The 24,198-nt window shown below is 72.5% G+C and carries 22 protein-coding genes; 10 read left to right on the forward strand and 12 right to left on the reverse strand.

The genetic code is table 11. The features are described 5' to 3' along the window. Positions 1-195 precede the first annotated feature (195 nt). Positions 196-2,781, forward strand: coding sequence for an ATP-binding protein (locus ACZ59A_RS12515; RefSeq protein ID WP_470957084.1), 2,586 nt, complete (start codon positions 196-198; stop codon positions 2,779-2,781). 222 nt (positions 2,782-3,003) lie between these two features. Here ACZ59A_RS12515 and nucS read toward each other — a convergent pair whose 3' ends face one another. After that, positions 3,004-3,666, reverse strand: a complete 663-nt coding sequence (gene nucS, locus ACZ59A_RS12520) for an endonuclease NucS (RefSeq protein ID WP_450876151.1) — start codon at positions 3,664-3,666, stop codon at positions 3,004-3,006. A 210-nt stretch (positions 3,667-3,876) separates the two neighbouring features. Between nucS and ACZ59A_RS12525 the strand changes: the two genes are divergently transcribed. Beyond that, positions 3,877-4,269, forward strand: a complete 393-nt coding sequence (locus ACZ59A_RS12525) for an SCO5389 family protein (protein WP_055547655.1) — start codon at positions 3,877-3,879, stop codon at positions 4,267-4,269. A gap of 37 nt (positions 4,270-4,306) precedes the next feature. On the opposite strand, the gene ACZ59A_RS12530 is transcribed toward ACZ59A_RS12525, so the two are convergent. Beyond that, on the reverse strand, positions 4,307-5,338 hold the full coding sequence (locus ACZ59A_RS12530) for an LLM class flavin-dependent oxidoreductase (RefSeq protein ID WP_470957088.1): 1,032 nt from the start codon (positions 5,336-5,338) through the stop codon (positions 4,307-4,309). Positions 5,339-5,543: 205 nt separating this feature from the next. Between ACZ59A_RS12530 and ACZ59A_RS12535 the strand changes: the two genes are divergently transcribed. Beyond that, positions 5,544-5,861: an ATP/GTP-binding protein gene (locus ACZ59A_RS12535; RefSeq protein WP_470957090.1), complete on the forward strand. Its 318-nt coding sequence runs from the start codon at positions 5,544-5,546 to the stop codon at positions 5,859-5,861. Positions 5,862-5,888: 27 nt separating this feature from the next. On the opposite strand, the gene ACZ59A_RS12540 is transcribed toward ACZ59A_RS12535, so the two are convergent. The 6 genes from ACZ59A_RS12540 to mce form a co-directional block, all read right to left on the reverse strand. Next, on the reverse strand, positions 5,889-6,899 hold the full coding sequence (locus tag ACZ59A_RS12540) for an ABC transporter permease (RefSeq protein WP_470957091.1): 1,011 nt from the start codon (positions 6,897-6,899) through the stop codon (positions 5,889-5,891). Further along, the gene (locus ACZ59A_RS12545; protein ID WP_470957094.1) at positions 6,899-8,086 is read right to left on the reverse strand and encodes an ABC transporter ATP-binding protein; all 1,188 of its coding nucleotides are present in this window, start codon (positions 8,084-8,086) and stop codon (positions 6,899-6,901) included. The genes ACZ59A_RS12540 and ACZ59A_RS12545 overlap by 1 nt, the downstream gene beginning before the upstream one ends. A gap of 79 nt (positions 8,087-8,165) precedes the next feature. Beyond that, entirely contained in the window at positions 8,166-8,915 is a 750-nt protein-coding gene (locus tag ACZ59A_RS12550; protein ID WP_470957096.1) for a hypothetical protein, read from the reverse strand. A gap of 236 nt (positions 8,916-9,151) precedes the next feature. Further along, the gene (locus ACZ59A_RS12555) at positions 9,152-10,090 is read right to left on the reverse strand and encodes a cellulose-binding protein (RefSeq protein WP_468052065.1); all 939 of its coding nucleotides are present in this window, start codon (positions 10,088-10,090) and stop codon (positions 9,152-9,154) included. Between the two features lie 196 nt (positions 10,091-10,286). Further along, entirely contained in the window at positions 10,287-14,288 is a 4,002-nt protein-coding gene (gene scy / locus ACZ59A_RS12560) for a polarized growth protein Scy (RefSeq protein ID WP_470957098.1), read from the reverse strand. A 251-nt stretch (positions 14,289-14,539) separates the two neighbouring features. After that, positions 14,540-14,980, reverse strand: a complete 441-nt coding sequence (gene mce, locus ACZ59A_RS12565) for a methylmalonyl-CoA epimerase (RefSeq protein ID WP_468052068.1) — start codon at positions 14,978-14,980, stop codon at positions 14,540-14,542. 155 nt (positions 14,981-15,135) lie between these two features. Between mce and ACZ59A_RS12570 the strand changes: the two genes are divergently transcribed. From ACZ59A_RS12570 to ACZ59A_RS12585, 4 genes are all read left to right on the forward strand, one after another. Continuing rightward, on the forward strand, positions 15,136-16,311 hold the full coding sequence (locus ACZ59A_RS12570) for an acetyl-CoA C-acetyltransferase (protein WP_470957909.1): 1,176 nt from the start codon (positions 15,136-15,138) through the stop codon (positions 16,309-16,311). A gap of 55 nt (positions 16,312-16,366) precedes the next feature. Beyond that, entirely contained in the window at positions 16,367-17,332 is a 966-nt protein-coding gene (gene meaB, locus ACZ59A_RS12575; protein WP_470957100.1) for a methylmalonyl Co-A mutase-associated GTPase MeaB, read from the forward strand. 65 nt (positions 17,333-17,397) lie between these two features. After that, positions 17,398-18,054, forward strand: a complete 657-nt coding sequence (locus ACZ59A_RS12580) for a response regulator transcription factor (RefSeq protein WP_470957103.1) — start codon at positions 17,398-17,400, stop codon at positions 18,052-18,054. After that, the gene (locus ACZ59A_RS12585) at positions 18,047-19,432 is read left to right on the forward strand and encodes a sensor histidine kinase (RefSeq protein WP_470957105.1); all 1,386 of its coding nucleotides are present in this window, start codon (positions 18,047-18,049) and stop codon (positions 19,430-19,432) included. The genes ACZ59A_RS12580 and ACZ59A_RS12585 overlap by 8 nt, the downstream gene beginning before the upstream one ends. Positions 19,433-19,440: 8 nt before the next feature. Here ACZ59A_RS12585 and ACZ59A_RS12590 read toward each other — a convergent pair whose 3' ends face one another. Both ACZ59A_RS12590 and ACZ59A_RS12595 read right to left on the reverse strand, forming a co-directional pair. After that, entirely contained in the window at positions 19,441-19,917 is a 477-nt protein-coding gene (locus tag ACZ59A_RS12590; protein WP_470957107.1) for a MarR family winged helix-turn-helix transcriptional regulator, read from the reverse strand. A gap of 94 nt (positions 19,918-20,011) precedes the next feature. Further along, positions 20,012-20,692, reverse strand: a complete 681-nt coding sequence (locus tag ACZ59A_RS12595) for an AIM24 family protein (protein WP_470957110.1) — start codon at positions 20,690-20,692, stop codon at positions 20,012-20,014. 178 nt (positions 20,693-20,870) lie between these two features. Between ACZ59A_RS12595 and ACZ59A_RS12600 the strand changes: the two genes are divergently transcribed. Then, positions 20,871-22,076: an RNA-guided endonuclease InsQ/TnpB family protein gene (locus ACZ59A_RS12600; RefSeq protein ID WP_470957112.1), complete on the forward strand. Its 1,206-nt coding sequence runs from the start codon at positions 20,871-20,873 to the stop codon at positions 22,074-22,076. Positions 22,077-22,110: 34 nt separating this feature from the next. Here ACZ59A_RS12600 and ACZ59A_RS12605 read toward each other — a convergent pair whose 3' ends face one another. Both ACZ59A_RS12605 and ACZ59A_RS12610 read right to left on the reverse strand, forming a co-directional pair. After that, entirely contained in the window at positions 22,111-22,761 is a 651-nt protein-coding gene (locus ACZ59A_RS12605; RefSeq protein ID WP_470957115.1) for an AIM24 family protein, read from the reverse strand. Next, on the reverse strand, positions 22,761-23,399 hold the full coding sequence (locus tag ACZ59A_RS12610; RefSeq protein WP_468052081.1) for an AIM24 family protein: 639 nt from the start codon (positions 23,397-23,399) through the stop codon (positions 22,761-22,763). The genes ACZ59A_RS12605 and ACZ59A_RS12610 overlap by 1 nt, the downstream gene beginning before the upstream one ends. 136 nt (positions 23,400-23,535) lie before the next feature. Between ACZ59A_RS12610 and ACZ59A_RS12615 the strand changes: the two genes are divergently transcribed. Together ACZ59A_RS12615 and ACZ59A_RS12620 are read left to right on the forward strand one after the other, a co-directional pair. Continuing rightward, positions 23,536-23,880, forward strand: coding sequence for a DUF3817 domain-containing protein (locus ACZ59A_RS12615; protein WP_470957118.1), 345 nt, complete (start codon positions 23,536-23,538; stop codon positions 23,878-23,880). Further along, positions 23,877-24,170: an MTH1187 family thiamine-binding protein gene (locus tag ACZ59A_RS12620; protein ID WP_470957120.1), complete on the forward strand. Its 294-nt coding sequence runs from the start codon at positions 23,877-23,879 to the stop codon at positions 24,168-24,170. Before ACZ59A_RS12615 ends, ACZ59A_RS12620 begins: the two co-directional genes overlap by 4 nt. Positions 24,171-24,198 lie beyond the last annotated feature (28 nt).

A 24,198-nucleotide genomic window follows, 5' to 3' on the forward strand; every position in this document is an offset into this window, starting at 1 on the left:
CCCGGGCGGCCCGGATCCCCGGGTGGTCCCGGATCCTCGGGTGGTCCCGGATCCTCGGGCGGCCCGAATCCCCGGGGTGGCGCGGGCCGTTCCGGGGCCGGTGGATACTGTGACGAGGTCTTGTCCGGCGTTCGCCGGACATCATCCCTACGGCGGCACACACGGGCGCGCCACGCATCTGGGGGGCACAGGGCCATGGAGCAGCACAACCGCGCACCGCACGAGCAGGGCCACGACGACCCGAGCCCGCGTTCCGCGGATGCCGCCGCCGGGCCGCAGCCGCCGCGGGACGCGGACGCGCCCGCGGCCCTGCCCGCGGTCCCGTCCGCGGTTCCGCCCGCCCGGGGCGGCTCGGGCGCGGCGGAGGGCGTCCCGGAGCCCGGGCCCGTCCGTACCGTACGCATCGTCGCCGGCGACCATCTGCTGACCGTCAACCCGGTCGACGGCAGCGAGATAGAGCCCTGCCCGCCCGGAGACCGGCGGGCCCGGCCCGAGCGGCACACCCCCGACCAGCGGGCCGAGCTGCGCCGGGCCGCGGCCGCGCCCCGGCCGTCCGGCACGGTGGTGCCCGACCTGCCGATGCTGGAGCGGGACGAGGAGCGCGAGCGGGTGGCCCGGCTGCTGGCCCGCGGCCGCTCCGTACGGGTCACCGGGCCGTCCGGCGCCGGGCGCAGCGTGCTGCTGGAGGCCATCGCCGCGGACTGCGAACGCCTGGCGCCCGACGGCGTCGTACGGCTCTCCGGCTACCGCCGCACCCCCACCGACCTGCTGTACGACCTGTACGCCGCCGTCTACCGCGCCCCGCTGTACCGGCCCGAACGGGCGGAACTGCTGGCGGCGGTGCAGGAGATCGGCGCGGTCGTCGTCCTCGACGACATCGAGTTCGGCGGTGCCGCGCTCGACGAGTTCCTCGACGCGACGCCCGAATGCGCCTTCCTGATCTCCGCCACGCCGGATGTCGCTGCCCCGTCCGCCGAATCGCACCTCGAAGAGGTCTTCCTCCCCGGGCTGAGCCGGACCGCCGGTCTGGAACTGCTGGAGCGGGCCCTGCGGCGCCCGTTGGAGGAGGACGAGTCGAGCTGGGCGGCGGACCTGTGGTTCGAATCGGAGGGGCTGCCGCTGCGGTTCGTCCAGGCGGGTGCGCTGCTGCGGCAGCGCGAGGCGGTGGCCGCCGACGCGGACGCCGAGCGGGGCGACGTCGAGCCGGGTGACGCCGAGCCGCGTGACGCGGTGCCCCTGCCCTCGATACCCGACGCCGCGGCTCCGGCCGCGCTGCTCGCCGCGGGGCCGGGGCTGGGCGAAGCGGCCCGCGACGCCCTGCGGTTCGCGGTCGCGCTCGGCGGCGAATGCCCGCACCAGGCCCATCTGCCCGCCCTCACCGACGACCCGCACGCGGACGCGGCCCTCGGCGAACTGCTCGCCCACGGCCTGGTCACCACCGTCGGCCCGCACTACCGGCTGGCGGCCGGGGCGGCGGCCCAGCTCGCGGCGGAGGGGTACGCGGGCGACGCGGCCGAGTCCGCCGGGCGGGCGCACGCCGTGGCTCGGCACTACACCTGGTGGGCCGGTCACCCCTCGGTGGCCCCCGAGCGCGTCGCCGTCGAGGCGGACGCGATACTCGCCGCGATGGCCGCCCTGGTCGCCGACCGGGAAGCCGGTCGCGCCGACGCCGCCGTCGAGCTGGCCCGGGCCGCCGCCCCCGCCTTCGCCGCGGCGCTGCACTGGGGCGCCTGGGAGCGCGCCGTGCGGCACGGCCAGGAGGCGGCGAGGCTGGCCGGACAGGTCGCCGACGAGGCGTACTTCCACCACGAGCTGGGCGTCCTCGCCCTGTGCACCGGCAACCTCGACCGGGCCCGCGCCGAACTGGAGGCGTCCATCGGGCTGCGCGGCGCCCTCGCCGACAAGCGCGGAACGGTCGCGGGGCGCAGGGCGCTGGCGCTGGTGAGCGACCGTACGGGCGCGGCGATGCCCGGCGCGTTCGGGCCCGGTGTCGTACGGCCGCGTCCGGAGCCGGAACCGGAAACGACGCCGATTCCGGTGCCGGGGGCGAGCGCGACCACGATCATCACGCCGGTGGTGGGCGAGACGGCGAAGATACCCCCGGCCGTCGCCACGGCGACGCTGGCGACGGTGGCGACCGCCGCCGCCGATGCCACTCCGCCCGCCAAGCGCGCCCTGCCGGGGCTGAAGGGCCTGAAGGGTCTGAAGGGGCTGCGAGGGGTCGGGCTGACCGGCGCCCGGCGCAATCTCGCTGCCGCGGGGGCGGGGGTGCTGCTGGTCGCCGTGCTCGGCACGGTGGTGACGCTCGGTGCCATGGGCGGCGACGACAAGGAGTCGCCCGACCGGGTCAAGCCGCGTGAGACGGCCTCGCAGCAGGACGACGACAAGGACCTGACGGCTGATGAGCCGTCGGACGCCCCCAGCCAGGGCGCGCCCCAGCCGGGGCTGAGCAACGTGCCGCTGTCGTCGCCGTCCTCGGTGCCGACGAGCAGCGGGGCGCCGAGCGGGTCGACCGGGCCGGTGGATCCGTCCACGAGTGGTGGGCCGACGCAGCCGCAGAGCCCGTCGGCGCCGTCGTCGCCGCCGACCACGGACGAGCCGACGCACGAGCCGACGCACGCGCCGACGGATACGCCCACGGCTCCGACGACGCCCCCGTCCGACACTCCGACGGATCCGCCGACGACGGCGCCCACGAACACCACGTCGAACACGGCCAGTGGCCCGCCCGCGAGCGGCTCGCCGTCCCCGGCGGGGTCGTCGTCGCCCGTGACGGCGTAACGGGGGCTTTTCCCCCACCCCGCCCCTTCCCGTAACCGGGGCTCCGCCCCGGACCCCGGTCCTCAATCGCCGGACGGGCTGGATTTTCCAGCCCGTACGGCGATTGAGGACACGCCCGGAGGGCGTTCGGGGGCCGGGGGCTTGCCCCCGGTATCGGGAAGAGGCCGCCGGAAACCGGCCAGGCGGGGTCGGCCAGCGTGGCCGGAATGGGTGGGTCCGGGGTCAGAAGAGGCGGAGCTTGTCGTCCTCGATGCCACGGAGCGCGTTGTAGTCGAGGACGGCGCAGCCGATGCCACGGTCGGTGGCGAGCACCCGGGCCTGCGGCTTGATCTCCTGCGCCGCGAACACACCCTTCACCGGCGCCAGGTGCGGATCCCGGTTGAGCAGTTCGAGATAGCGCGTGAGCTGCTCGACGCCGTCGATCTCGCCCCGCCGCTTGATCTCGACGGCCACCGTCGTGCCGTCCGCGTCACGGCAGAGAATGTCCACGGGGCCAATGGCAGTGGGGTATTCACGCCGAATAAGCGTCCAGCCATCGCCCAGTGTCTCGATACGATCGGCGAGCAGCTCCTGCAGATGGGCCTCGACGCCGTCCTTGATCAACCCGGGGTCCACCCCGAGTTCATGCGAGGAATCATGGAGAACGTCCTCCATGGTGATGATGAGCTTCTCGCCCGCTTTGTTCACGACCGTCCACACATTGTCATCGCCTTCCTTCAGCGTGCACGGCGGAGACATCCAGTTGAGGGGTTTGTAGGCCCTGTCGTCCGCGTGAATGGACACACTGCCGTCGGCCTTGACGAGGATCAGGCGGGGTGCCGAGGGAAGGTGGGCGGTGAGGCGGCCGGCGTAGTCCACGGAGCACCGGGCGATGACGAGACGCATGGTCGGCAACGCTACTCGACCACTGAGGCTCCACGCGATTCGTCCGGCGATGGACCCGTTCAGCATTGGCTTGTGTATGCCCATTCTGGTGGTGCGGGCACAGTGGCCGGAATACCTTTGAAGCGGGCGGTCGTCGGGCGCGTACGCTGCGTCGCCGTTCGCCCATCCCATCCCTGAGACCCCGCATCCGGGGTCGCGAGAGGAGAACCCATGTCGCTCGACGTCTCACCGGCCCTGCTCGAACAGGCCGAGCGAGGCGAGGTCGACGAAGCCGCATTCGTCGACTGCGTCCGGAACTCCCTACCGTACGCATGGGAGATGATCAGCTCTCTGGTGGCCCAGTTGAAGGTCGACGGCGGGGAGTTCGCCGACAACCAGACGCCGCCGCCGGACGAGCAGGCCCGCGGTCAGCTGCTCCGCGCGCTGGCGAGTGACGCGATACGTGGCGCGCTGCAGCGTCACTTCGGGGTGCGGCTGGCCTTCCAGAACTGCCATCGGGTGGCGGTCTTCCCGCTCGACGCGTCGTCCGATGACCGCCTGGCCCGCTTCACCTCGATCCGGGGCCAGCTGCTGAACCAGTCGCCCACGCTGCGCGACTGCTGACGCGATGTCCGCTGCCGCTCCACCAGGGGGAGGTGTTTCAGTGCAGGAGCGGCAGCACCTCACCACCGAGACGCCGTACGTTCTCCTCCGTGGCCGCCAGATCGCCCGACCCCTCCACCATCAGCGCGAAGCGTGTGATGCCGGTGCGCTCCGCGGTGGCCGCCAGCCGGTCGGCGCACAGTCGGGGCGGGCCCACCGGATGCAGCTCGCACAACAGCTCCGTGTAGGCGTCCGGGTCGCGCATCCGGCGCTCCCGGCCGTCGACCGTGACATGGGCGCCCAGCCCCTGGCGTAACCAGCCGGGCATCGCCTTGGCGAGGGCCTCCGCCGCCGCGGGACGGGCGTCCTCGATCTGCACCACCCCGGCCGAGACATGCTCCGCCGCCACCGCCGCGACCGCGTCGGGGGAGTGGCCCGCGGCCAGCGCGGACGTCTTCCACAGCCCGACCGCCTCGGCCTTCTCCTCGTCGCCGCAGTGCATGCCGAGCAGCATGGGCAGCCCGCGCTCGGCGGCCATCCGCACGCTGCCGGGCGAGGTGCACGCCATGATCACGGGCGGGGTGCCGGTCGTGCCGGGGTCGTCCGGGCGCGGTACGACGGGGACCTCGCGGAAGGTGAACCGCTCGCCGTCCGCCCCCACCCGGGGCTCCCGCAGCCAGCGCAGCAGCAGGTCGAGAGCTTCGGGGTAGCCGTGCTCGTACGCCCGCAGCCCGGTGCCGAAGACCTCCAGATCCACCCAGGGCCCGCCGCGGCCGACGCCTAGGGTGAACCGGCCACCGGAGCTGAGATGAAGCAGTGCCGCTTGCTCACCCAGAGCGACGGGGTGCGCCGTTGGAAGTACGCTCACCGCAGTACCGACGCCTATGCGCCGGGTGCGCCCCAGCAGCAGGGCGGCCAGGGTGACGGCGGACGGGCAGACGCCGTACGGCACGAAGTGGTGCTCGGCGAGCCAGACCGCGTCGAGCCCGGCGTCCTCGGACAGTTCGGCCGAGCGGGCCGCCCGGTGCAGCGCCTCTTCCTGTCCTTGGCCGGGAAATTGAGCGGCCAGAATGAAAGCCCCCACACGCATTGCCATCTGCCTCCTTGTCGCGGCTCCATCGCCGACGCGGGCATCCCCCTACTGGCAATAACGCCTGACACGTGCCAAGGGCACGGCCTGGCAAGTATTTTTCATGATGATCTGAGAGTGGCTGTGGATGACGACTTACCACGTGCGTGACCGCAGCGACTACGCTGGTCACAGTCAGTAGCTCCCAGCCCTGTCGAGGTGCCCCGTGTCTCCACGCCGAAACCGTCCGCGAGGTGGCGAGAAGTCCGTTGAGCGCGTGGGCACGGACCGTTACGGGCTGGAGCGCACCGAGGACTGGCAGGGCGAGGAGTGGGTGGTGCGCCTGGTGGGCGGCGGAGCCGCCGGCAAGCACTACCGCTGCCCCGGATGCGACCAGGGGATCCCGCCCGGAGTGCCGCATGTGGTGGCCTGGCAGCAGCACATGGGCGTGGACGACCGGCGCCACTGGCACAAGGCGTGCTGGAACGCACGAGACCGCCGGAGCGCCAAGCTCCAGCGGTCCCGTAACGCTCCGCGGTACTGAGCCCGCGGCTACTGCCGAGCGCTTCCGCTACACGTCGCGCTTCTCCAGCAGCGTGAACGCCCCGAGGAAGGCGGCCGCGGTGATGCCCCCCAGCACGCCCAGCTGCGACCAGCCGGAGCCCACCGTGTCGTCGATCTGGAAGAGCGCGGCCAGCGCGAAGGGCGAGGAGTACTTCTGCATCGTCTGCCCCAGGTCCGCCAGGCTCGGCGACATCATCAGGAACGCCGGGAGGATGGAGGGGAGCAGCACCACACCCAGCATCGTGGTGATCGCCCCGGCCGAGTGCCGCAGCATGCTGCCGACGGCGAGCGAGAGCAGCCCGAGCAGGGAGACATACAGCCCGACGCCGAACGTCGCGCCGATCAGCTGGTCGTTGTTCGGCTGTGTGACGTCCGGGCCGCTGTGCATGCCGGAGCTGATGAAGACCACGAGGGCGAGCGAGAGGGTCGTGGTGACGAACGCGAGCGTGAAGAAGACCAGCGCCTTGGCGGTCAGCACGCGGGAGCGCGCCGGGGAGGCGGTGAAGGTGGCGCGGATCATGCCGGTGCCGTACTCGGACGAGACCACCAGCACGCCCAGGGTGACGATGCACAGCTGACCGAGCAGGGCGCCGAAGAACCCGGGGAGGGTGGTGGGGGCGTTGGTGTAGTCGCTGTCGTTGGTGCTCGCCGACGTCAGGAACCCGATCCCGACGACCAGCGCGACCATGACGCTCAGCGTCCAGATCGTCGAGCGCACCGACTTGATCTTGGTCCACTCGGAGGCGAGGGCGTTGCCGAGGTGGGTGCGCTGGATCGGGATCGGCGAGGTGTAGGTGCCCACGGCGGCGTACGGCTGCGCGGGCGCGCCGGGCGGCGGCGAGACGTACCCCGGCGGCAGATGCGGTGCCTGGTGCTGGGGCGCCTGCGGCTGCTGCGGCGGCGGCTGCTGTGCATACGGTTGCGGCTGCTGCGGCGGCTGTGGCGGCTGCTGTGGTGCATACGGCGGCTGCTGCGGCGGGGCGGGCGCCTGGCCCTGCTGCTGGTACGGCGTCGTCATCAGGCGTCCTCGTTGTCGCGCTTGGTCATCACGGCGGGTGCGGAGGCGGGCGGCTGGGCCGGGGGAGCGGCCGGGGGTTGCGCGGGCGCGGCGGCGCCCTGCGGCGGCGCGGGCGGATCCGCGTACCCCGGCATCACGGTCCCGGGCGGGTACGGCCCGGGCGGCTGCCCCGGAACGCCCGGTGCGCCCGGCGCACCCGGCGCGTAGCCGTACGCCCCGCCCTGCGGGCCGTACGCTCCGGCCGCCTGCTGCAGCCCGGCCCGCTGGTCGGCCGTCGAGCGGTAGTCCACGGCGCCCTGCGTCATCCGCATGTACGCCTCCTCCAGCGACGCCTGGTGCGGGGACAGCTCCCACAGCCGGACGTTCGCCGAATGCGCCAGGTCGCTGATGCGCGGCAGCGGCAGCCCGGTCACCCGCAGGGCGCCGTCCTGCTCCGGCAGCACCTGGCCCCCTGCCTCGCTCAGCGCGGCGGTCAGCTTCTCGCGCTGCTGCGGCTCGCTGTCGGGGGTGCGGACCCGGGCGAAGTCCGCGGAGTTGTACGAGATGAAGTCCTTGACGCTCATGTCCGCCATCAGCTGCCCGCGGCCGATCACGATCAGCTGGTCGGCGGTGAGCGCCATCTCGCTCATGAGGTGGCTGGAGACGAAGACCGTGCGGCCCTCGGAGGCCAGCTGCTTCATGAGGTTGCGGACCCACAGGATGCCCTCGGGGTCCAGACCGTTGACCGGCTCGTCGAAGAGCAGTACCTGCGGGTCGCCGAGCAGCGCGGCGGCTATGCCCAGGCGCTGGCCCATGCCGAGCGAGAAGCCCTTGGAGCGCTTGCGGGCGACGTTCTGCAGGCCGACCACGCCCAGCACCTCGTCCACCCGGCGGGCCGGGATGCCGGACAGCTGGGCGAGGCACAGCAGATGCTGGCGGGCGCTGCGGCCGCCGTGCACGGCCTTGGCGTCGAGGAGCGCGCCGACCTGGCGCGGGGCGTTGGGCAGCTTGCGGAAGGGGTAGCCGCCGACCGTGACGTGTCCCGCGGTGGGCGCGTCGAGTCCGAGGATCATGCGCATCGTCGTCGACTTGCCGGAGCCGTTCGGCCCCAGGAAGCCGGTGACGGCGCCGGGCCGGACCTGGAACGACAGGTTGTACACGGCCGTCTTGTCGCCATAGCGTTTCGTCAGGCCGACTGCCTCGATCATGCTCCGCCCCTCGTGCGAATGGGTCGGGGCGCTCGCCCCCGTGCGTCTTAGGAGCTTAAACGCCAGCTGGCGGTTCCCGTTATCGCAAGGTTGAGAGCGGATCGTGACCCCGTGGCCCGGCCCAGCCCTCGTCGTGGAACACCCGGGTGCCCGCCGCCCGCACCGCAGCGTCGGCGCCCGCCCGGCCGACCCAGGCGCGCGGATCGGGGCCGAGGAGGTCCCGCAGCCGCGCGGAGGAGGCGAGCAGCCGGGTCAGCAGCGCGCTCTGGTCGCCGCCGCCCGGCAGGGGCCGGTCGCCGTCGCCGGGCGCGGTGAGCACGCCGTGCGTGCTGACGTAGAGGTACGCCGCGTCCAGCGGCTCCCCGGACGGCATCACCATCGGGAAGTCCGCCCCGGGCAGCCGGACCCGCCGGTAGTTGGGCACTTCGGTGCGGTCCACGGCGTCGAGCTGCGCGTCGTCGAGCCAGCTGACGACGAGGGGCGTACGGGCGGCGGGGTCGCCGTACGGGGCGGAGGCGACGTACCCGTACCGCCCGATGTGCGCCGAGCAGCCGACCGCGATCCCGTGCACCAGGACCGGCACCATGGGCACGGTGGCGGGGTGCCCGGGACGGCTGAGCTTGTGGTGCAGCTGGGCGGGGGAGGCGTTGGAGCCGACCGCGATGACGGGGTGCCGGTGCCGGTACCGCTCCAGCAGCGCCGGGCCGAGGGGGTGCAGTTCGCCGCCGGTGAGGAGCGTGGGCGTGGTGACGGGCCGCCCGGGGTAGGTGAGCGGCGCCTTGGCGGGCACATCGCCGAAACCGAGTGCGGCGAGGCTGAGGTCATCCACTCTGCCGAGGCTACGCGAGACCCGGGCCGGGCCGCCCAAGGCCCCCAGCGCGGGACCCCCGGCGAGCGTCGATCGCGCGGCGGACCGGCGCGCATGGCGCCGTACGGCGAGCGGGGCATCTGTACGTACGGCGAACAGCGCACGAACACCTACGCGGAGCGGCGCACCACATGCGCGTGCCCCGCGCCGCAACTACTTGCGGCACGGGGCACGAAGCGCTAAGTCGTGACCGAGCGTCACCGGGTCTGCTGGGCCGGGACGCCGCGCTGGACGGCCTCTTCCTCGCCCGGGTTCCCGGCGGCGGCCACCGCCGCGCCGGTCAGCGTGGCCAGCATCTCGCGGACGTTGGTCAGCTGGGCGTTGATGCTGTCGCGGCGGTTGGTCAGCGCCGCCAGCTCGCGCTCGGACTCGCTGCGGATGCGGTCCGCCTTGGCGTTGGCGTCGGCCACGATGTCCTCGGCCTGGCGCTGGGCGGTCTCCACCGTCTGACGGGCCCGGCGCTCGGCGTCGGTGCGCAGCTTCTCGGCCTCCAGGCGCAGCTGCTCGGCGCGGTGCTCGATCTCCGCGAGCCGCTTCTCGGCCTTGGCCTGACGGGAGGCCAGGTCGCGCTCGGACTGCTCGCGGCGCTTGGCCAGGTTCGTCTCGAAGTCGGCGGCGGCCTGCGCGGCCTTGGCGCGGGTCTCCTCGAAGAGGGAGTCCGCCTCCTCGCGCTTGGACTGGGCGTCCTTCTGCGCGTCCTGACGCAGCGTGGCGGCTTCGCCCTTCGCCTTCTCGACGATCCGCGCGCCCTCGTCCTCGGCCTTGGACTTGCGGTCGGCGGCGAACGCCTCGGCGTCGTTACGGACCTGCTGGGCGGAGGACTCGGCCAGCTCGCGGTGCTGCTCGGCGGCCCGGCGGGCCTCCTCGCGCAGGTCCTTCGCCTCTTCCTCGGCGAGGCGGAGGATCTTCTCGACCCGGGCGCCGAGTCCCGCGTAGGACGGCTCCGCGTCGTTGATCTGGGCCTGAGCGTTCTGCGTTTCGAGGTGCAGCTCCTCGATGCGCTTCTCGAGCGAGGTGATACGGGACAGGGCGCTGTCACGGTCGGCGATGAGCTTGGTAATGCGGTCGTCCACCTGACCGCGGTCGTACCCACGCCGCACGAGCTCGAAGCCGAAGGGGGAGGAAGTGTCGCTCATGGGGTTCCTGTCGAAAGAGACCGGTGAGGTGATAGAGCAAATCCTAGGGGGCCGAACGGCGTGTCATCGAGTCAACGTCCGTTTGATCTGGAGAATGTCCAGCCTTTTGAGTGGACGTAAGACGGAGACCTTGTCACTCGTCGGGATGATACGGACACGACACACCGGATACAGCTAGCCGTCGGACCGTGTTCCCCTACCCATCGGACCGCTTTCCACTCGACCGTGTCGCTCCCGCTCCCGCCGCCGTTTTCACGCCGCCGCTCTCCTTGCCGCCCGCGCCGCCCGACGCGGGGGTCTCGAAAGACTCCAACGCCTCAAGGACGTCCTGGACACGGGTGATTTCCGCGTTGATGTCCTCACGGCGCCGCTTGAGCAACTCCAGCTCGCGCTTGCCCTCGTCGACGATCTCCTTGGCCTCGTCCGTCGCCTCGGACTTGGTGCGCTCGGCGTCCTTCTCGGCCTCCAGCCGCTTCTGCTCGGCTTCCTTCAGCAGCCCCTCGGCCTTCTTGACGGCCTGGATCCGCACCCGGCTCGCCTCGGTCTCGGCCTCCGAGACCAGCGTGTTCGCCTTCTCCTCGGCCTTCATCAGCTGCGCGGTCGCCGCCGCGACGAGCTTGTCGACCCGTTCGCCGGTCGCCTTCATCTGCTCCGCCGACTCCCGGCGGGCCCGCTCGTGCAGCTCCTCCACCTCGGCCGCGGTCGTCGTCCGCAGCTCCTCGGCGCGCTCCCGGATGGCCGTCGCGTCGCCGCGGGCCTCGGACAGCATGGTGTCGGAGTCCGTACGGGCCTTCTCCACCAGGCCATTGGCCTGCGCGGTGGCCTCGGAGACCAGCCGCTCGGCCTCCTGGCGGGCCGCGCCCACCATGACGTCCGCCTGCTCCTCGGCCGCGGCCGTCGCCTGCAGCGCGGACTCCTGCGCCTCCGTGGTGAGCCGCTCGGCCTCCGCCGCGGACTCGGTGACCAGCCGGTCCGCCTGCTCGGCCGCGTCGGAGCGGCGCTTGTTGGCGTCCTCGCGCGCCTTGTCGACCAGCCGGTCGGACTCGTTCTGCGCCTCGGTACGGATGCGCTCCGCCTCGGCCGCCGCGTCGGCCGCGATCCGCTCCGACTCGGCGCGGGTGCGCGTCGCGTGCTGCTGCGCCGAGCTGACCGTCTCCGCGGCCTCGGTGCGCAGCCGCTCGGCCTCGGCGTTGGCCTCGGTGCGCAGCCGGTCCGCCTCGTTCGACGCCTCGCCGACCAGCCGGTCGGCCTGGGCCGCCGCCTCCGAGCGGATGTTGTTGGCGTCGCCGCGGGCCTGCGCCCGGGTGCGCGCCGCGTCCTGCTCCGCGGCCGCCCGCGCGTCCGCCGCCTCCGTACGCAGCGCCTGCGACCGGGTGGTGGCCTCGGCGACGATCCGCTGCGCCTCCTCCGTGGCGCCGCCGACCAGCGTGTCGGCCTGCTCGGCGGCCTCCGCGCGCGTCTTGTTGGCGCTCCTGCGGGCCTCGTCCAGCGTCTCGTTGGCTTCGGCGCGCAGCCGCTCGCCCTCGTGGTGCGCCTCGCCGAGCAGCCGGTCCGCCTGCTCCGCGGCCTCCGAGCGGCGCCGGTTGGCGTCGTCGCGGGAGCGCGCGCCCAACTGCTCGGCCTCGGCGATCGCCTCCGCGACCGTACGCTCCGCGAGCGACTTGGCGGCCTCCGCCTCCTCGTGCGCGGCACGCCGCTCACGCGATGCGTCGACCGCGGCGCGCTCCCGCTCCGCGTACGCGTCTGCGCGGACCCGGTCGGCCTCTTCCTGCGCGTCGTGCCGGGTGCGCTCCGCGGCGTGCTCGGCGGCCTGCCGCAGCCCGGTGATCTCCGCCTCGGCCTGCTCGTGCAGCCCCGCGACCGAGTCCCGTACGGACTGGGCGTGCTGCTCGGCGGCCGACACCAGGTCCGCCGCGTGCTGTTCGGCCTCCTCGACCAGCCGCTGCGCCTCGGTCTGCGCCTCGCTCACCCGGGTCCGGGCCGCCGCCAGCAGCTCCTCGGCCTGCTCGCGTGCCGCCGTACGCTCCTGCTGCGCCTCCTCGCGGGCGTCGCTCAGCAGCTCCTCGGCCTCGCGGCGGCGGCGCGCCGCCTCCTCCTGGGAGGCCGCCAGGGCCTCGGCGGCCTCGGTGCCGATCCGCTCGGCGGCGCTCGCCGCCTCCGCCCGCACCCGGTCCGCGGTCTCCTGCGCCTCGCTGCGCAGCCGCTCTGCCTCCGCGGCGGCCTCGCTGCGCAGCCGCACCGCCACCGACTCGCCCTCGGCGCGCGCGTTGGACGCGTCCGCGGCGGCCTCGTCGCGCAGCCGGTCGGCCTCCTCCTCGGCCTGCTGGCGCAGGGCGTCCAGCCGCTCCGAGGACTCGGCGCGCTGCCGCTCGACGTCCTCGGTGGTCTCCCGGCGCAGCCGCTCGGCCTCGGTCCGGGCGTCGTTCAGCTCCTGCTCGGCGGAGCTGAACCGGGCCTCCGCCTCCTCGTGCCGCCGGGTCAGCTCGGCCTCGGCCTCGCTGCGCCGCGCCTCGGCGGCCTGCTCGGCCTCCTCGCGCAGCTCCTCGGCGCTCCGGGACGCCTCTTCCTTGACCTGCTGGGCCTGCTCCTCGGCCGAGGTCACCAGCTCCTCGGCCTCGCCACGGGCCCGCTTCAGCAGCTCGTCGGCCTGCCGCCGCAGCGCGTTCGCCCGCTCGATCGCCTCGGTGCGGACCCGCTCGCTCTCGTTGGTCGCGCCCGAACGCGTCTCCTCCGCGTCCTGCTTGGCCTTCGTCAGCAGGTCCTCGGCGGTGCTGGCCGCCTCCTCGATCTGCTCGACCGCCTCGCGGCGCGCCTCGGCCCGGATCCGCTCGCCCTCGGCGACCGCGTCCGACCGCGTCTGCTCGGCCTCGCCGCGCAGTCGGCGCGCCTCCTCCTGCAGCTCGGCGGTCTTGGCGCGGTACTCCTTGGTGTCGTCCTTCGCCGCGCCCTTGAGCTGGTTGGCGGTGTCGTGCGCCTCCGAGCGCAGCCGGTCGGCCTCCGCCTCGGCCTCGCCGCGGATCCGCTCGGCTTCCTCGGCCGCGGCCTTGGTGGTGGCCTGCGCCTTCTCCGAGGCGCGGGACAGCACCTCCTCGGCGCTGCGCGCCGCCTTGGCCAGCTGCGCCGCCGAGTCCTCGGCGACCCTGGCCCGGGCGTCGTCACCGGCCTCGGAGAGCAGCCGCTCGGCCTCGGCGCGGGCGTCGTCCCGCATCTCCTCGGCCTCGGCGCGGATCACCTCGGCCTGCTTGGTGGCCTCGCCGACCAGCCGGGCGACCTCCGCCTTGGCGGTGCGGGCGCGCTGCTCGTTGTCCGATTCGGTGGCCGAAAGCCGCTTGGCCGCCGCGTCCTTCGCCTCGGTGAGCACCTTCTCGGCCTCGGCGCGCGCCTCGCGCAGCGCCGTCTCGGCCTCCAGCATCCGGGCTTCCGCGGCGCGGGTCTGCTCGATGGCGTGCCGACGGGCCTGGTCCGACTCCTGGGTGGTGGAGGTGCGCAGCTGCTCGGCGTGCTCGGTGGCCTCCTGGGCCTGCGCCCCGGCCTTGTTCAGCAGCCGCTCGGCGTCGGTGCGGGCCCGGCGCAGGATCGACTCGGCCTCGGCACGGGCGGCCTCCGCCTCCGAGCCCAGCCGGTCCCTGGCCTGGTCGGCGAGGCGCTGCGCCTCGGCGCGGGCGGCGGTCAGCGCCTGCTCGGCCTCGGCCCGGGACTCGTCCAGCAACCGGCGGGCCTGCGCCTCGGTACGGGCGCGCAGCTGCTCGGCCCAGGCGACGTTCTCGTTGACGTGCGACTCGACGGTGGCGCGGCGCTCGGCCAGCTCCTGGTCGAGGCGCTGACGGCGGGCCACCGCCTCGGCGTGCAGCTCGGCTTCGAGACGGGACTGCTGCTCGGCCTGCTCCTGGAGCAGCCGCTGGGTCTGGGCGCGGGTCTGCCGCAGCTCGCGCTCGGCGTCGGCGCGCACCTGCTCCGCCTGGAGCTGGGCGTCCCGCAGCAACTGCTCTGCCTGGTAGCCGAGGTTGGCGCTGTCGTAGGCAGGACGGCTCGCCAGCGCGCGCCGCGCCTCGTGCAGCTTGGCGCGCAGCACCTCGACCTGGTAGCCGAGGTCGTCGGCGTGCTGGACGGCCTTCTCCCGCTCGTTCTTCAGCCGCTCCATCTCGGCCTCGAACTTCGAGAGGTGATCGTCAGGCTCGTAGCGGTCGTAGCCCCGCACTGCGCGGTCCCATCCGTCCCCTGGTCGCGTTGGCAGCCGGCTCCGTACCGCGCGGTTCCTGGCAGTCCCTTGCGGTCCCTCTCGGCCCCGACCCGGCGTGATGTGTGCCGGGCGGACCGGAGCTGGCCCTTCCGAAGAAATGGTGTCAGATCATCGGCTCAGCCCGGGCCGGACCCCGAACCCTCCGATTCCCGTACCCCGGCCGAGCCTGCACTCTACCGGCCGGGGAAGGGGTAGGTCAGTGGTCCGCTTCAGTGGTCCGCTTCACCGGGTGTCGCAGCGGTCACGAGTTCGGTCAGCACGCCGTGGCAGTCCTTGGGGTGGAGGAAGGTGATGCGCGAGTCCATCGACCCACGTCGGGGCTGTTCGTACAGCACCCGGACGCCCTTGTCGCGAATGGCCTCGGAGTCGGCGTCGACGTCGGCGGTGCCGAACGCGATGTGATGGACGCCCTCACCGTTCTTCGCCAGCCACTTGCCGACCGCGGAGTCCTCCCGGGTCGGTTCCAGCAGCTGGAGGTACGAAGACCCGCCGTCCGAGGTCTCGTTGATCTTGAGCATGGCCTCGCGGACCCCCTGCTCCTCGTTGACCTCGGTGTGGAACACCTCGAAGCCGTACGTGGCACGGTAGAACTCGACGGTCTTGTCCAGGTCGAAGCAGGCGATCCCGATGTGGTCGATTCTCGTCAGCATGGGCTTAGTGCACCGCTACACGGCCGGTTACGCAACGTGCGCGCGATCACACCGATGGGGCGGTGACCGGGCGGGTACTCGTCAGTACATTGACGATAACCCTCGTTAACTTCCTTCTCCCCGTGAAGGGACGCACCATGACTCGTACGACCTCTGTGATTGTGGCGGGAGCCCGTACTCCCATGGGCCGCCTGCTCGGCAGCCTGCGCTCGTTCTCCGGCGCCGACCTGGGCGGTTTCGCGATCAAGGCCGCGCTGGAGCGCGCCGGAGTGACCGGTGACCAGGTGCAGTACGTGATCATGGGGCAGGTGCTCCAGGCCGGTGCCGGGCAGATCCCCGCACGTCAGGCGGCCGTCAAGGGCGGTATCCCGATGGGCGTCCCCGCCCTCACCGTCAACAAGGTGTGCCTGTCCGGACTGGACGCCATCGCGCTCGCCGACCAGCTCATCCGGGCCGGGGAGTTCGACATCGTGGTGGCCGGCGGGCAGGAGTCCATGACCAACGCCCCCCATCTGCTCCCGGGCTCCCGCGACGGCCATAAGTACGGCGCGATCCAGATGCTCGACGCCATGGCCCACGACGGGCTGACCGACGCGTTCGAGAACGTCGCCATGGGCGAGTCCACCGAACACCACAACACCCGGCTCGGCATCGGCCGCCCCGAGCAGGACGAGATCGCCGCCCGCTCCCACCAGCGCGCCGCCGCCGCCCAGAAGAACGGCCTGTTCGACGCCGAGATCACCCCGGTCGAGATCCCGCAGCGCAAGGGCGACCCGGTCGTCTTCGCCAAGGACGAGGGCATCCGCGGCGAGACCACCGCGGAGTCCCTGGCCAAGCTGCGCCCGGCCTTCGCGAAGGACGGGACGATCACGGCCGGGTCGGCCTCGCAGATCTCGGACGGCGCGGCCGCCGTCGTCGTCATGAGCCGGGCCAAGGCCGAGGAACTGGGCCTGGAGTGGATCGCCGAGATCGGCGCCCACGGGAATGTGGCCGGTCCCGACAACTCGCTGCAGTCCCAGCCGTCCAACGCGATCGCGCACGCGCTCGGCAAGGAGGGGCTGACGGCTGACGATCTCGACCTGATCGAGATCAACGAGGCGTTCGCCGCGGTCGCCGTGCAGTCAATGAAGGACCTGGGTCTTTCCTCCGAAAAGGTGAACGTGAACGGCGGCGCGATCGCCCTCGGCCACCCCATCGGCATGTCCGGCGCCCGCATCGTGCTGCATCTGGCGCTGGAGCTGCGGCGGCGCGGCGGCGGCGTCGGGGCGGCGGCGCTGTGCGGCGGCGGCGGCCAGGGCGACGCGCTGATCGTCCGCGTGCCGGGCGCGTAGCCGCGGCAGGCATTCGCCCAGACCGTCCGTACGAGTGATGAGGAGCGCGGCACCCATGGCTGACGCTGATGTGCCCACGCTGGTGGAGCAGGCCCGGCAGGGGCGTCCGCGCGCGGTCGCCCGGCTCATCTCGCTGATCGAGGGCGACTCCCCGCGGCTGCGCGAGGTGATGGCCGCGCTGGCGCCGCTGGCGCAGGGCGCGTACGTGGTCGGGGTGACCGGTTCGCCGGGGGTCGGCAAGTCCACGTCGACCTCCGCGCTCGTCTCGGCGTACCGGAGGGCGGGGAGGCGGGTCGGGGTGCTCGCGGTCGACCCCTCCTCGCCCTTCTCGGGCGGCGCGCTCCTCGGCGACCGGATCCGGATGTCCGAGCACGCCTCGGACCCCGGCGTCTACATCCGCTCCATGGCCACCCGCGGGCATCTGGGCGGCCTCGCCTGGGCCGCCCCGCAGGCCATCCGGGTGCTGGACGTGGCCGGATGCGAGGTGGTGATCGTGGAGACGGTCGGCGTCGGCCAGTCCGAGGTGGAGATCGCCGCCCAGGCCGATACGACGATGGTGCTCCTCGCCCCGGGCATGGGCGACGGCATCCAGGCGGCCAAGGCCGGGATCCTGGAGATCGGCGATGTGTACGTGGTCAACAAGGCCGACCGGGACGGCGCCGACGCCACCGCCCGCGAGCTGAACCACATGCTGGGCCTGGGCGAGGCCCGCTCGCCGGGGGACTGGCGGCCGCCGATCGTGAAGACCGTGGCGGCGCGCGGCGAGGGCGTCGACGAGGTCGTGCAGGCCCTGGAGAAGCACCGGGCGTGGATGGAGGAGCACGGTGTGCTGGCCGAGCGCCGGATGCGGCGGGCGGCGGGCGAGGTCGAGACGATCGCGGTGACCGCGCTGCGGGCCCGGATCGGCGATCTGCACGGCGACCGCCGCCTGGGCGTGCTGGCGGAGCGGGTCGTGGCGGGCGAGCTGGATCCGTACACGGCGGCGGACGAGCTGGTGGCGGGCGTCACGGAAGCCTCGTAGGGGCGTAAGCGGGGGGAGCGGCCCACCTGAAGGGTTCTTCAGGTGGGCTCTGCGACGCTGGCCCCATGCGTTTGCTGATTGTGGAGGACGAGCGGCGGCTCGCCCTGTCGCTGGCCAAGGGGCTGCGGGCCGAGGGGTTCGCGGTCGACGTGGTGCACGACGGGCGGGAAGGGCTGCACCGGGCCCAGGAGGGCACCTACGACCTGGTCGTCCTCGACATCATGCTGCCGGGCCTGAACGGCTACCGCGTCTGCGCCACCCTGCGGGCGGCCGGGAGCGAGGTGCCGATCCTGATGCTCACGGCGAAGGACGGCGAGTACGACGAGGCCGAGGGTCTGGACACCGGCGCCGACGACTATCTGACCAAGCCCTTCTCGTACGTCGTGCTGGTCGCCCGGGTGCGGGCGCTGCTGCGGCGGCGCGGCTCCGGGGCCTCGCCCGTGGTGCGGCTGGGGGCGCTCGCGGTGGACCGGGGCGCGCGCCGGGTGGAGCGGGACGGGGACGAGGTGTCCCTGACCGCCAAGGAGTTCTCGGTGCTGGAGCATCTGGCCATGAACGGCGGGGACGTCGTCTCCAAGGCGGACATCCTGGAGCACGTCTGGGACTTCGCGTACGACGGCGACCCCAACATCGTCGAGGTGTACGTGAGCGCGCTGCGCCGCAAGCTGGGGCCCGGGTTCATCGAGACCGTGCGGGGAGCGGGGTACCGGCTCCGTGGGTAGGGCGTTCGGTTCGGTACGGGCGCGGGCCGCGCTGGGCGCGACCGTGGTGGTGGCCGTGGCGCTGGTGGCCGCGGGGCTCGCGGTGCTGCGGGTGCTCCAGGGCAACCTGGCGGACCAGGCCGGGCTGCACGCCCAGGTGGAGGCGCGCGAGGTGGCCTCGAAGATAGCCGCCGGGACCGGCTACCGGGAGCTGGACCTGGACGACGACGCCCCGGTGCAGGTGGTGGACGACAAGCGCCGGGTGCGGGCGGTCAGCGAGGAGCTGGAGGCCGTGACCGGGACGGCGAGCCCGTCGGTGCGTCCGGTGTCCGTGGCCCCGGACGCCGAGCGCGAGGAGGGCGAGGTCGACGGGGACGTGCGGTACGCGGACGGCTCGGCCCGGATCGACGGCACGACCGCCGACTACCGCTGGGCGGCCGTGGAGGCCACCGACCCGCACGGCGAGGACGTCACCGTCTACGCGGGCGCGCCGCTGGCCACCGAGCGCGACGCGGTCGGCACGGTACGGCAGGCCATGCTGATCGGGCTGCCGCTGCTGCTGCTCGTGGTGGCCGCCGTGACCTGGCTGGTGACCCGGCGCGCGCTGCGGCCGGTGGAGGGGATCCGGCGGGAGATGTCCGCGATCACGGCGAGTACGGATCTGTCCCGGCGGGTGCCCGAGCCGGACTCGCACGACGAGGTGGCGCGGCTGGCCCGGACCACCAACGAGACGCTCACCGCGCTGGAGGCGGCGGTGGAGCGGCAGCGGGCGTTCGTAGCCGACGCCTCGCACGAGCTGCGCTCCCCGGTGGCCTCGCTCCGTACCCAGCTGGAGGTGGGCGTGGCCCACCCCGAGCTGCTGGACCTGCCGGGCGCGGTCGAGGACGTGGTGCGGCTCCAGCGGCTGGCGGCCGATCTGCTGCTGCTGGCCCGGCTGGACGCGGGGGAGCGCCCCCGCGCCGACAGCAGGGTGCGGCTGGACGCGCTGGTGCGCGAGGCGGTGGAGCAGCGGACCGGGGACCGGGTGCCGGTGCGCACCGAGCTGGCGGAGGTGGCCGCCACGGGCTCCCGCGGGCAGCTCACCCAGGTGCTGGGCAATCTGGTCGACAACGCGCAGCGGCACGCGCGCGGCGAGGTGCGGGTGTCGCTGCGGGCGGACGGCGCCGAGGGTGTGGTCGCGGTCGCCGACGACGGCGCCGGGGTGCCGGAGGCCGAACGGGAGCGGATCTTCGAGCGGTTCGTACGGCTCGACGACGCCCGCAGCCGCGACGATGGCGGGGCCGGGCTCGGCCTCGCCATCGCGCGGGACGTGGTGCTGCGGCACGGCGGCACGCTGACCGTGGGTGAGGCGCCGGGCGGCGGCGCGCTGTTCGAGGTGCGGCTGCCGCTGGCGGGCTGAGGGGTGCTCTAGACCCGGCCGCGCTGGATGCGCAGATGGTCGGCTACGGGCACCAGCGACCCGTACAGCGCCTCCAGGTCGGCCGGGGCGAGCAGGTCGATGAAGTGCTTGCGCACCGACTCGACATGATGGGGCGCGACCTTGCGCATGGTGTCCCAGCCGTGCTCGGTGAGGACGGCGTACAGCCCGCGCCGGTCGGATTCGCAGTTCTCGCGGCGGACCAGCCCGGCGTTCTCCATCCGGGTGATCTGGTGGGAGAGACGGCTCTTGGACTGGAGCGTCGCGGACGCGAGGTCGCTCATCCGCATCCGGCGCTCTTCCGACTCCGAGAGGTTGACCAGGATCTCGTAGTCGTTCATGGTCAGGCCGAACGGCTGGAGGTCCCGTTCGAGCTGGTAGGTCAGCAGCCTGCTGACATCCAGGTGGGTGCGCCAGGCGCGCTGTTCCTCGTCGCTGAGCCAGCGCGTGCCGTTCTCGGTCTCCATGGGATGTATTCTACCTATAGAAGTTGAATTCCGAACCAATGGATGTATCGGGCTAGAGGTCACCTGTTCGACGTTACACTCCGCGTCTTCGCAATCACGAACCGGTACCCCCTGTCTCGCCGACGGCTATCTCCGCCATCAGCTCCTCCGTGGACTGGAGCAATACGGTCCCGGCGCCCACGAACTCGAACTGGTGCTCCTCGCCCGAGGTGCCGCCGAGGCCGGTGTGTGCCCGGATGCCGCCCATGACCCCGCGCAAGTACTCGTGGTCGTAGTGGTGGTTGGGCGTGGGGCAGTCCGCCCAGCCGACCAGCGCCTGCGGATCGACGCGGATCGGCGGCTCCACGAAGACCACGGGCCCGTTGGACGCCGCCACGAACTTCCCCGTCCCGATGAGGGTCAGAAAGCCCGGCACGATCGACTGCTTCAGCGCCAGCGACGGCTGGTAGGCGAGCAGATTGCCCGACCGGATGGTGAGGTTCCCGTCGTCCAGGTCAAAGGAGTTGACGTCGAACGCGCGGTCCGCGAGCACCATCTTGCCCTTGCCCTCGGCCACCACCCACTCGGCGGCGTGCAGGGGCGAGTGGAAGCTGCCCGCGACGAGCCGGTCGAGACGGCCGAGCCCTATGCCCTCGAAGCCGATCTGCCCGTAGTAGGCGACCATCTTCCCCTTCTGCAGGAACCACTGACCGTCCAGTTCCACGCTGAAGGCGTACGGGTTGACGTTGTCGTCGGCGGGCAGCGTGTGGGCGTCGTGGATGACGGGGCCGTTCACTCGGGTCCTCCGAGGATGGCCCGGCCGTCGGGCCAGAGAGGGATCGGACTCTCGCGGAGCGGGGCAGGGCGAGGCAAGCCGCTGTCAGGGTGACTCAGGGGCCACCCCGCGCAGTGCCGGGGCGAGCCGTACAGGCTGGAAACTCTCAACTGTCGTACCTCCCGGTTAGATTGTGATCGTGGCGGCGGAAGCGGAGATCAGCGAGGGCACCGGGTATGTCCGGTGGACCTTCCGGCTTCGCGTGTCTGCCAGTGCCCGCGCGTCGCTTGAGGCGGAGTGGGGCCGGTGCCGGTGGGTGTGGAACGAGTGTGTTGCTCGCTCGAAGAAGGCCCACCGGGGCGGGGAGAGGTGCGGACCGGCCGCGCTCGACAGGATGCTGACCGAGGCCCGTCGCATCACTCCCTGGCTCCGTGAGGGCTCCTCGGTTCCTCAGCAGCAGTTCATACGCGACTTCGCCAGGTCCCGTGCGAAGGCGCTGAAGGACATCAAGGACCGGCTGCCCATGCACCGGCGGGCGGGCATGCCCCGCTGGAAGAAGAAGCGGGACGCCGACCCGACTCTGAACTACACCCGGCGCGGTTTTCGCCTGAAAGATGGGCGCCTGCACTTGGCGGGCGGCATCGTGGTGACGGTGGTGTGGTCGCGCGAGCTTCCGGCCGACCCGTCCAGCGTGCGCGTCTACCGGGACCGCGTCGGCCACTGGCATGCGTCGTTCGTCGTCCCCGCCCAGGTCGAGCCGCTTCCCCGAACCGGCCTGGTGCTGGGCGTGGACTGGGGCGTGCGCGAGACCGCCACCACCACGTCCGACGCCCACGACCTTCCCCACCCCGGGCACGGCCAAAAGGCCATGGCCAAGCTGGGCCGGTACCAGCGGATGATGGCCCGCCGCCGTGCGCCGAAGGGCAAGCGGCAGTCGAACGGCTACCGCGCCGCCAAGCGGCGGGCGGCGAAGCTGCATCAGAAGATCGCCCGGCAGCGGCAGGACACCGCGCGTAAATGGGCGAAGAGGGTGGTTCGTGACCATGACGTGGTGGCGGTGGAGGATTTCCGCCCGAAGTTCCTTGCCAGAACGTCGATGGCGCGTAAGGCGGCCGATGCCGCCATCGGTGCCACGAAGGCGGCCCTGATCGAGATGGGCCGCAAGCACCAGCGGGACATCCGGCTGGTGCACCCTGCGCACACCACCATGGACTGCGCATCGTGCGGAGCGAGAACCAAGCACGCACTACCTCTCTCGGAACGTACCTACACCTGCACCGCGTGCGGAGTCATATCCCCCAGGGACAAGAACTCCGCCCGTGTGATGCTCGTCCGGGCTGGTCTGAACCCGGCTGGTGCCGAGGGCGTAAGACCTCCCGGGCCGCCGGTCCGGAAGGCGGCCTGAGCCAGAAATCTCCCGTCCTCGGACGGGAGAGCGGTCAAAGCTTCTCCTCCGATGCCTGGACATAGACCGTGCCGGTGCCGGACAGCTCCAGCTGGAAGGCCTCCCCCGAGCCGCGGCCCACCATGTCGCGCCAGCCGAGGGCCGTCGAGAGCTTATTGCGAACATCACCCCGGTGGGCTACATATGCCTGCGGATCGACATGGACCGGACGCCCCGGCTGTATCGGCAGCTCGATCACCCCGCCGTGCGCCATCACCGCGGCCGAACCCTGCCCCTCCAGCGTGGTGGTGAACAGCCCCTGGCCGGTCGCCTGACCGCGCACCAGGCCCATCACCCCGCCCTGCGACCCCAGGAACATCGTGCCCTGGCGCAGCGAGCCGTCGAACGCCAGCAGCCGGTCCGACTCCACGTAGAGCGTGTCGCCGACCAGGTCGATCACCTGCACATGGTGTCCGCCGTGCCCGAACATCACGGTGCCCTGGCCTTCTATCGTCATCAGCGGCGTGGCCTCATTGGCGACCCGCCGCCCGATCATGCTCATCACCCCGCGCTGGCCGCCGGTGATGCTCGGCGTGAACCGCACCTGGCCGCGGTACGCCAGCATCGCGCCGCGCTGGCTGAACAGCGTCCGGCCGGGCGTCACCTGGGCCTCCACCATGCGGGAGGTGAGATTGGTGAACGGCATCAGACCTCGCCCCCGATCGTTTCGCGCTCGCTGGGCTGCACGTACACCAGTCCCTCGCCCTCGAAGCGGATCTGGAAGGACTCGCCGCCGCTCTCGCCTATCAGCGCGCGGAAGTTCACGCCCGACTGGAAGTGCTGCCTGAGGTCCCCGGTGTGGGCCACGTACGCGCCCGGGTCGACCTGGAGCGGCGTCTGCGGGGTGACGCGCAGCACGACCGCCATGCCGTGCGAGACGATCGCCGCCTGGCCGGTGCCCTCCACGGTCGTGGTGAACAGCCCGTTGCCCTGGGCGGAGCCGCGCAGCCCGGTGAAGGAGGTGCCGGTGCGCAGGGCCGCGTCCGTGCACAGCAGGTTCCCGGCCTCCACGTACAGCTTCTCGCCGTGCAGCGACACCAGGTTGATCTCGCTCGCCCGGTCGGCGAAGTAGCACGTGCCGTGCCCCTTCACCTCCATGACCTCCATCTGCTCGCCGGTGAGCCGCCGGGTCACCATCCCGCGCAGGCCCTCACCGCCGCCCGTCCTCTTCTTGAAGGTCATGTCCCCCTCGTACGCGACCATCGCGCCGTTCTTCGCCTTCACGGAGTCGCCGGTCAGGTCGACGGCGAGCACCCTGGATCCCTGGAGCCGAAAGTGAGCCACGCAGCCGACCGTATCGGTCCCGCCACCCTGGAGAAATGATCGCGGGTGAGGCTGCGACAATAGGAGCGCTTGTGCATGGCTTCACAAGCTGCTTTTCCGTCCCGTCGTCCGTGTCTCCTCATGCGAAGGTGTTCTCGTGGACTTCAAGATCGCCAACGCGCTGCGCCGGCTCCGTCTGGTCTCCGCGCCCGAGGCCGTGTCCTTCCTGCTGCTGCTCGTCTCCTCGGTGCTCAAGCGCACCACGGACTTCAACGCGGTGCCGGTGATGGGGTGGGTGCACGCCGCCCTCTTCCTCCTCTACCTGCTCTTCTGGGCGCTCGCCTGGTACCGCGCCAAGTGGGACTGGAAGCCCGCCGCGCTCTACTTCGCCCTCGGCGTCCTGCCCACCGGCGGCTTCTTCGCCGAGCGCATGCTCAAGCGCGAGGCCGAGGCCGGTGTGATCGCGGCCAGGGCCCGCCGCGAGGGCGTGGTCAACGTATGATCGTCGCCTTTTCGGTGACGCCGCTCGGTGTCGGCGAGGACGTGGGGGAGTACGTCGCGGACGCGGTGCGGGTGGTGCGCGAGTCGGGCCTGCCGAACCATACGGACGCCATGTTCACCTCGGTCGAAGGTGAGTGGGACGAGGTCATGGCCGTGGTCAAGCGCGCCGTGGCGGCGGTGGAGGCGCGCGCCCCGCGCGTCTCCGTCGTCATGAAGGCCGACATCCGCCCGGGCGTGACGGACGGCCTCACCTCGAAGGTGGACACGGTGGAGCGCCACCTCTCCGCGTAGCACGCGCCCTCTGGAGCCGGGCCGCCCG

It is taken from the genome of Streptomyces sp. NPDC040405 (assembly GCF_055595765.1).

Coding starts and splice junctions, on each gene's coding strand:
- ACZ59A_RS12590 (WP_470957107.1), bottom strand. CDS start 19,917: ATGGAGACCGAGAACGGCACGCGCTGGCTCAGCGACGAGGAACAGCGC.
- ACZ59A_RS12580 (WP_470957103.1), top strand. CDS start 17,398: ATGCGTTTGCTGATTGTGGAGGACGAGCGGCGGCTCGCCCTGTCGCTG.
- ACZ59A_RS12530 (WP_470957088.1), bottom strand. CDS start 5,338: ATGCGTGTGGGGGCTTTCATTCTGGCCGCTCAATTTCCCGGCCAAGGA.
- ACZ59A_RS12515 (WP_470957084.1), top strand. CDS start 196: ATGGAGCAGCACAACCGCGCACCGCACGAGCAGGGCCACGACGACCCG.
- ACZ59A_RS12620 (WP_470957120.1), top strand. CDS start 23,877: ATGATCGTCGCCTTTTCGGTGACGCCGCTCGGTGTCGGCGAGGACGTG.
- meaB (WP_470957100.1), top strand. CDS start 16,367: ATGGCTGACGCTGATGTGCCCACGCTGGTGGAGCAGGCCCGGCAGGGG.
- nucS (WP_450876151.1), bottom strand. CDS start 3,666: ATGCGTCTCGTCATCGCCCGGTGCTCCGTGGACTACGCCGGCCGCCTC.
- mce (WP_468052068.1), bottom strand. CDS start 14,980: ATGCTGACGAGAATCGACCACATCGGGATCGCCTGCTTCGACCTGGAC.
- ACZ59A_RS12540 (WP_470957091.1), bottom strand. CDS start 6,899: ATGACGACGCCGTACCAGCAGCAGGGCCAGGCGCCCGCCCCGCCGCAG.
- ACZ59A_RS12525 (WP_055547655.1), top strand. CDS start 3,877: ATGTCGCTCGACGTCTCACCGGCCCTGCTCGAACAGGCCGAGCGAGGC.
- ACZ59A_RS12545 (WP_470957094.1), bottom strand. CDS start 8,086: ATGATCGAGGCAGTCGGCCTGACGAAACGCTATGGCGACAAGACGGCC.
- ACZ59A_RS12555 (WP_468052065.1), bottom strand. CDS start 10,090: ATGAGCGACACTTCCTCCCCCTTCGGCTTCGAGCTCGTGCGGCGTGGG.
- ACZ59A_RS12605 (WP_470957115.1), bottom strand. CDS start 22,761: ATGCCGTTCACCAATCTCACCTCCCGCATGGTGGAGGCCCAGGTGACG.